At 70.7% G+C, this 7,603-nt stretch carries 3 protein-coding genes and 1 pseudogene; all 4 read left to right on the top strand.

The window, feature by feature from the left end:
* Positions 1–457 precede the first annotated feature (457 nt).
* Positions 458–2,749 (top strand): sodium-translocating pyrophosphatase, encoded by a 2,292-nt coding sequence (locus SACHA_RS0111520; RefSeq protein ID WP_019809852.1) that lies wholly within the window; start codon positions 458–460, stop codon positions 2,747–2,749.
* Between the two features lie 383 nt (positions 2,750–3,132).
* Complete coding sequence (locus tag SACHA_RS21685; protein ID WP_020628622.1) at positions 3,133–3,615, top strand: hypothetical protein; 483 nt, start codon at positions 3,133–3,135, stop codon at positions 3,613–3,615.
* 513 nt (positions 3,616–4,128) lie between these two features.
* On the top strand, positions 4,129–7,191 hold the full coding sequence (gene topA, locus SACHA_RS0111510) for a type I DNA topoisomerase (protein WP_019809849.1): 3,063 nt from the start codon (positions 4,129–4,131) through the stop codon (positions 7,189–7,191).
* 165 nt (positions 7,192–7,356) lie between these two features.
* Positions 7,357–7,603: pseudogene (locus SACHA_RS25360) on the top strand (hypothetical protein); the annotation flags it as partial.

The raw sequence follows: 7,603 nt of genomic DNA, 5'->3' as shown, positions 1-7,603 counted from the left end.
CGGGTGGCGCTCGCGGGGGATGCCCGCGGTGGTCCGGCCGAGCAGCCGCCGCGCGTCGCGGCCCCGGTCGAACTCCGCTGGTTCCGTCGTCGTCATCCGTCGTGTCCTCCCGGCCGTCCCGGCCGCGGCTGCCTGCCCGTTCCGCACGCTCATCGTGCACCAGTGCCGGACACCGTCCACACCGGCGGTGGCGTCCACATCGTCATGTCGACTTGTCGCCCCGCATTCCGCCGAGGATCCCACATCCGGTCGCGTGACGATCGACACATCGGGTGAGTGAGTGGACTCACATGGTGTTTCTCCGGGTGCGAGATGGGTCACCTTGCCCGTGATCGGCGCAGTACCAATAGACTCCGCCGGAACACACCGTTAGTGGTGTAGATCCCAATGTCGGCTGCAGCACAGTGGACACGCACCGCTGGCGGCGTCGACGACAGGCGACGTTTCAGGAGGACGAATGTCCCGGCACATTCTCGCGGAGAGTACGGCGGAACTCTCCGGGAGTGACTACGGCATCGTGGCCGTGGTCGCCGTGATCGCCCTTGCCGCGGTGGTCATCGGTGTTCTCCTGCTCAAGGAGGTCCTGGCCGCGGGGCAGGGCACCGAGAAGATGCAGGAGATCGCCCGGGCCGTGCAGGAAGGTGCGGCCGCCTACCTCAACCGACAACGGAGAACGCTCGCCGTCTTCGGCGTGGTGGTGTTCCTCCTGCTGTTCGCGCTCCCGGCGGATGACTGGGGCGAGCGCATCGGCCGCTCCGTGTTCTTCCTGATCGGCGCGGCCTTCTCGTTCTTCATCGGTTATCTCGGCATGTGGCTGGCCACCAGGGCCAACGTGCGGGTGGCCGCGGCGGCCCGGGAGAACGGCGGCCGGGAGAAGGCGATGCGCCTGGCCTTCCGCACCGGCGGTGTCGTCGGCATGTTCACGGTGGGCCTGGGACTGTTCGGTGCCTCGGTCGTCGTCCTCGTCTACACCGGCCAGGCCCCGAAGGTCCTGGAGGGCTTCGGCTTCGGCGCCGCGCTCATCGCGATGTTCATGCGTGTCGGTGGCGGCATCTTCACCAAGGCCGCCGACGTGGGCGCCGACCTGGTCGGCAAGGTGGAGCAGAACATCCCCGAGGACGACCCGCGCAACGCGGCCACGATCGCGGACAACGTCGGCGACAACGTCGGTGACTGCGCGGGGATGGCCGCCGACCTGTTCGAGTCCTACGCGGTCACGCTGGTGGCCGCGCTGATCCTGGGCAGCGCCGCCTTCGGTGCGGCCGGGGACGGGCTGGTCTTCCCACTGATCATCCCGGCCATCGGTGTGATCACCGCCGTCATCGGCATCTACATCACCCGGGCCCGTGCGGGCGAGGGCGGACTGACCACGATCAACCGGTCGTTCTACATCTCCGCCGCCATCTCGGCGGTGCTCTCGGCGATCGCGGCGTTCACGCTGCTTCCCGGCTCGTTCGCCGCCCCCGACGCGGGCGGCAGCCCGGCGGTCGTCGCGACGTTCTCGGTGATCATCGGCATCGCGCTCGCCGGGGTCATCCTCTGGCTGACCGGCTACTACACCGGCACGGAGAACAAGCCTGTCCGCGACGTCGGCAAGACCTCGGAGACGGGGCCGGCCACGGTGATCCTGTCCGGCATCTCGGTCGGCTTCGAGTCGGCGGTGTTCACCGCGCTCGTCGTCGGGGCCGCCGTGTTCGGCGCCTACCTGCTCGGCGGCGGGGTCGCCCTGTTCGCCGTCGCGCTCGCCGGTACCGGCCTGCTCACCACGGTGGGCGTGATCGTCGCGATGGACACCTTCGGCCCGGTGGCCGACAACGCGCAGGGCATCGCCGAGATGTCCGGCGACCTGACCGACGGTGAGGGCGAGCGGATCCTCACCGAGCTGGACGCCGTCGGCAACACCACCAAGGCGATCACCAAGGGCATCGCGATCTCCACGGCGGTGCTCGCCGCGACCGCGCTGTTCGGCTCCTACTCGGCGGCCATCAACGAGGCGCTGGCCGACACCGGCGCCACGGCCCGGGACCTCGGCGAGTCCTTCGTCAGCTCGATCATCGCGCCGAACACGCTGGTCGGCGTGATCATCGGCGCCGCCGTGGTGTTCCTGTTCTCCGGACTGGCGATCAGCGCGGTGTCCCGTGCGGCGGGCGCCGTCGTCTACGAGGTGCGGCGCCAGTTCCGGGACATCCCCGGGATCATGGACGGCGCCACCCGCCCCGAGTACGGCCGGGTGGTCGACATCGTCACCCGCGACTCGCTGCGGGAACTGGCCACACCCGGCCTGCTCGCGGTGTTCGCCCCGATCGCCGTGGGCTTCGGCCTCGGCACCGGGGCGCTGGCGGGTTACCTCGGCGGGGCGATCGCGACCGGCATGCTGATGGCGGTCTTCCTGGCGAACTCGGGTGGCGCCTGGGACAACTCGAAGAAGCTCGTCGAGGACGGCCACCACGGAGGCAAGAACTCCGAGGCGCACTCCGCCACTGTCATCGGGGACACCGTCGGCGATCCGTTCAAGGACACCGCGGGCCCGGCGATCAACCCGCTGTTGAAGGTCATGAACCTGGTCTCGCTGCTGATCGCGCCGGCGATCGTGTACCTCACCGTCGGTGAGTACGCCTCGCTGGGCGCCAGGCTGGCGATCGCGCTCGTCTCGGTGCTGATCATCGTGGCGGCGATCGTGGTGTCCAAGCGGCGGGCGTCGGTGATGACCGACAACCCGGCGGCACAGGAGTCCGGCGCCAACTCCTGATCCACCGACCGAGCCACCGGGACCGGGCCGGGCGTGGCGGCTTCCCTGCCGTCCGCGCCCGGCCCGTCTCATCCGATCGTGTGATGTCGGGGTCCTGGACGTCGGGGCAGACCTCCGGACCCCGTCAGTACAGTCGGGGAGATCCGTGGTCCGGCCGGTCGCTCGTGAGGAGGTGCGGCGTGCGCCCGCTCGGAGGCAGGTTCGCCCTCGCGGTCGTCGGCGCGGTCGCGGGAGTGCTCGTCGCCGGGTGTGGTGCTCCGGCCGGGGCACCGTCCCCGACGTCGGCTCGACCCTCGGGGGCCGCGGAGTCCTCGGGGTCTTCCGCGCACGGCTCGGCCGCTCGGCCGCCCGGCCCGGTCCCGGATGGCTCGACGGTGAACTGGGTGAACGACTACTGCGGTGCGGTCACCGAGGTGGTGCGGACGGTCTCGGACATGCCGACGATCGATCCGAGCACCGCGGCCAGCGCCGCACGGACGTCGAGCGAGATGCTGCGGGCGGTCGTCGGGGGCCTCGACCGCGCGCTCGACCGCCTCGAATCGCTGGACCGGGCGCCGTCCGAGGGCGCCGAGCGGGTCCGGGAGCGGGTGGTGACGACCTACACCGGTATCCGGGACGCGGCGGCGGGCGTCCGGTCGGAACTCGACGCGGCCGACGGCGTCCGTGCCAGCCGGGACGCGCTCGGCCGGGTCAATGCGCCCCTGGAGGACATCGGGGAGCTCAACCTGCTGGAGGGATTCGACTCGGTGCCGGAACTCAGCCGGGCCGGTGCGCAGGCCCCCGCGTGCCGCGAGCTCACCGAGGGCGGTGCGGCTCCCCGGATCGATGCGCCGGACGCCGAGGGCGGCACCAACAGCGGGCGGTGACCTCGACCACGGGTCGGACGTCGCGGACCCCTGCTCGCGGGCGACGACCGTGCGGACGGTGACTGTGCGGTCGGGGCCCGGTGACGGGGTGCGACGGTTCGGGACACGACGTCACCGCCGACCGGAGCGGGGTGGGGCCGGGCGCACTCCGGGAACAACCACCGCCGTCCGGGTCGTTTTCCCGGGCACGACCGGGGAACACCGGGAGGTCGGGGTCCGGCGGAACAGGTGGACACCATGCGTGTCCAGATGATTACCCAGTGGCCCCGGGCGGCGATCGCCGGGCGTGGCGTGCTAGGTGTGAAAAGGGATCCGGGTGCCGACGGCCGTGGATGTCACCTGCGGTGACGGCCGTGGTCGGCGCACCCCGGCGCGGACGGATCCGTGGCGTGTCGGAGTACCTGAGCGGACGGGGCGTCGTCGCGGCGTGCACACTGGCGGATCGAACAACGAGCAGAGAACGAGCGAGAGAGCGGACGAAGCGTGGCTGGATCGACACGGACGAAACGAACCGTGGCGCGGGAGGACTCCCCGTCCGACGATCGCGCGACGGAGGGCGCGGGCGGCAACGGCCGGCGCCGCCTGGTGATCGTCGAGTCGCCGACCAAGGCCCGCAAGATCGCTCCGTACCTCGGCAGCGGGTACGTCGTCGAGTCGTCCCGCGGGCACGTCCGGGACCTCCCCCGTGGTGCCGCCGACGTCCCCGCCAAGTACAAGGGCCAGCCCTGGGCCCGACTCGGGGTGGACGTCGACAACGGCTTCGAGCCGCTCTACGTGGTCTCGCCGGACAAGAAGTCGACCATCACCGAGCTCAAGGGGTTGCTCGCCGACGTCGACGAGCTCTATCTCGCCACCGACCCCGACCGCGAGGGGGAGGCGATCGCCTGGCACCTGCTCGAAGCGCTGCGGCCGAAGGTCCCGGTGCGGCGCATGGTGTTCCACGAGGTCACCGAGCAGGCCATCCGCGCGGCCGCGGAGAGCACCCGGGAACTCGATTCCGACCTGGTCGACGCGCAGGAGACCCGGCGCATCCTGGACCGGCTGTACGGCTACGAGGTCTCGCCGGTGCTGTGGAAGAAGGTCATGCCGAAGCTCTCGGCCGGCCGGGTGCAGTCGGTGGCCACACGGATCGTCGTGGAGCGCGAGCGTGAGCGGATGCGGTTCACCTCGGCGTCCTACTGGGACATCGCGGCGACGATGGACGCGGGCGACGACGCGTCCCCACGGACCTTCCCGGCCCGGCTGACCACCGTGGACGGTGCGCGGTTGGCCACGGGCCGCGACTTCGGCCCCGACGGGCAGCTCAAGCGGGCTTCGGCCGACGTGCGGGTGCTCGACGAGGCGGAGGCGACCCGGCTCGCCGGGGCGCTGGCCGACCGCGAACTCGCCGTCTCCAACGTCGAGGAGAAGCCCTACACCCGGCGGCCGTACGCGCCGTTCATGACCTCCACCCTGCAGCAGGAGGCGGGCCGCAAACTGCGGTTCTCGTCGGAGCGCACCATGCGCATCGCGCAGCGGCTCTACGAGAACGGCTACATCACCTACATGCGGACGGACTCGACGACGCTGTCCGAGGCGGCGCTGACGGCCGCGCGGAACCAGGCGACCGAGCTGTACGGCGCGGACCACGTCTCGGACAAGCCGAGGCAGTACAACCGCAAGGTGAAGAACGCCCAGGAGGCGCACGAGGCGATCCGCCCGGCGGGTGAGGTGTTCGCGACACCCGGTGCGGTGGCGAATGAGCTGGAGACCGACTCCTTCCGGCTCTACGAGCTGATCTGGCAGCGCACCATCGCCTCCCAGATGGCCGACGCCAAGGGCACCACGATGTCGGTGCGCATCACCGGCACCGCCGCCGACGGTGCGGAGTGCGTGTTCTCCGCCTCCGGTCGCACGATCACCTTCCCCGGGTTTCTGCGGGCCTACGTCGAGTCCGTCGACGCCGAGGCGGGCGGCGAGGCCGACGACAAGCAGAGCAGGCTGCCGCACCTGTCGACCGGCCTGCCGATGACGGCGACGGCGCTGAACCCCGATGCGCACGCCACGTCGCCTCCCGCCCGTTACAGCGAACCGGCCCTGGTGAGCAAGCTCGAAGAGCTGGGTATCGGCAGGCCGTCGACCTACGCCTCGATCATCAACACGATCCAGGACCGCGGCTACGTGTGGAAGAAGGGCTCCGCGCTGGTGCCGTCCTGGGTGGCGTTCTCCGTGGTGGGGCTGCTGGAGCGGCACTTCGAGCGGCTCGTGGACTACGACTTCACCGCCGCGATGGAGGACGAGCTCGACCGGATCGCCTCTGGGGACGAACAGCGCACCGACTGGCTCTCCCGGTTCTACTTCGGTGGTGACCTGGGCGCGGACGGTTCGATCGGCCGGCTCGGCGGACTGAAGAAGCTCGTCGGCTCGGGGGTCGAGGACATCGACGCCCGCGAGATCAACTCGATCCCGATGTTCACCGACGACGAGGGCCGCCTGGTGGTCGTCCGGGTCGGCCGGTACGGCCCGTACCTGGAACGCCCGGACGGCGAGGGCGGCTCGCAGCGGGCGAACCTGCCCGACGACCTGCCGCCGGACGAGTTGACCGTCGAGGTGGCCGAGAAGCTGTTCGCCACTCCCCAGGAGGGCCGGACGCTGGGCACCGATCCGGAGACGGGGCACGAGATCGTGGCCAAGGAGGGCCGGTTCGGACCGTACGTCACCGAGGTGCTGCCCGAGCCGGAGGAACCGGCCGACGGGAAGAAGACGGCGAAGGCGAAGAAGCCGAAGCCCCGCACCGCGTCCCTGTTCAAGTCCATGTCGATCGAGTCGATGACCCTCGACGACGCGCTGAATCTGTTGTCCCTGCCCCGCGTGGTGGGCACCGACCCGGAGAGCGGGGAGGAGATCACCGCGCAGAACGGCCGGTACGGGCCGTACCTGAAGAAGGGCACGGATTCGCGTTCGCTCAACAGCGAGGAGCAGATCTTCGAGATCACGATGGACGAGGCGCTCAAGCTGTACGCCGAGCCGAAGCGCCGGGGCAGGCAGGCCGCGCCGAAACCGCCGCTCAGGGAGATGGGCGAGGACCCGGAGTCCGGCAAGCCGATGACGGTCAAGGACGGCCGGTTCGGGCCGTACGTGACCGACGGTGAGTACAACGCCTCCCTGCGCCGCTCGGACAGTGTCGAGGACCTGACCCGGGAACGGGCCGCGGAGCTGCTCGCCGAGAAGCGGGCCAAGGGGCCCGCCCCGAAGAAGGGCACGAAGAAGAAGTCGACGACCGCGTCGTCGGAGACGTCCTCGTCTACCAAGTCGACGGCCTCCAAGGCGACCGCCTCCAAGTCGACCGCCTCGAAGTCGACAGGGTCCAAGTCGACAGGGTCCAAGTCGACAGGGTCCAAGTCGACAGGGTCCAAGTCGACGGGGTCCAAGTCGACGGGGTCCAAGTCGGCCGGCTCGAAGAGCACGGCGTCGAAGTCGACGACCTCAAAGTCGACGACCTCGAAGTCGACGACCGCGAAGTCCACGGGCTCCGGGGCCGCGTCGTCCCGATCCGCGGCGACCTCCCGTGCCGGGTCGACCGGATCCGGGGACTGACCCGCGTCCACCCCGTTGATCGCGATCAGTGACGACGACGGTGCACCGATGACGGATGGCGTGTGCCGGGACGGTCGCTACGCTGGGATGCACCGACCGTGACCGGTTGAGACCGCATCCGGTGGTGCGACCGCGTGAGACGGGACAGACGCGCGAGGAGGACGTGTGGTGGACGCGGACGGTACGCAGGCCCCCGAACCGTCGCGGTCGATCACCGACCCGGCCCCCGGTCCCGCCTCCCGGCAGGACGCGGCGGTGTCCGGGTTCGGCGACGCGGAGATCGCGCGACCGGTGAAGCCCGATCCGGACACGGTGCGCAGGTTGGTGCACGCAGCGCTCGCCGCGGAAGGTGGGGACGATGCCCCGGCCCCGCGCGTCGGCGGTGCGGGCCAGTCGGAGGGACGCGCCACGG

Source organism: Saccharomonospora halophila 8 (assembly GCF_000383775.1).
GTDB lineage: Bacteria > Actinomycetota > Actinomycetes > Mycobacteriales > Pseudonocardiaceae > Saccharomonospora > Saccharomonospora halophila.
Note: the sequence above shows the minus strand (reverse complement) of the source record. Positions and strands in the feature narration are given on the sequence as shown.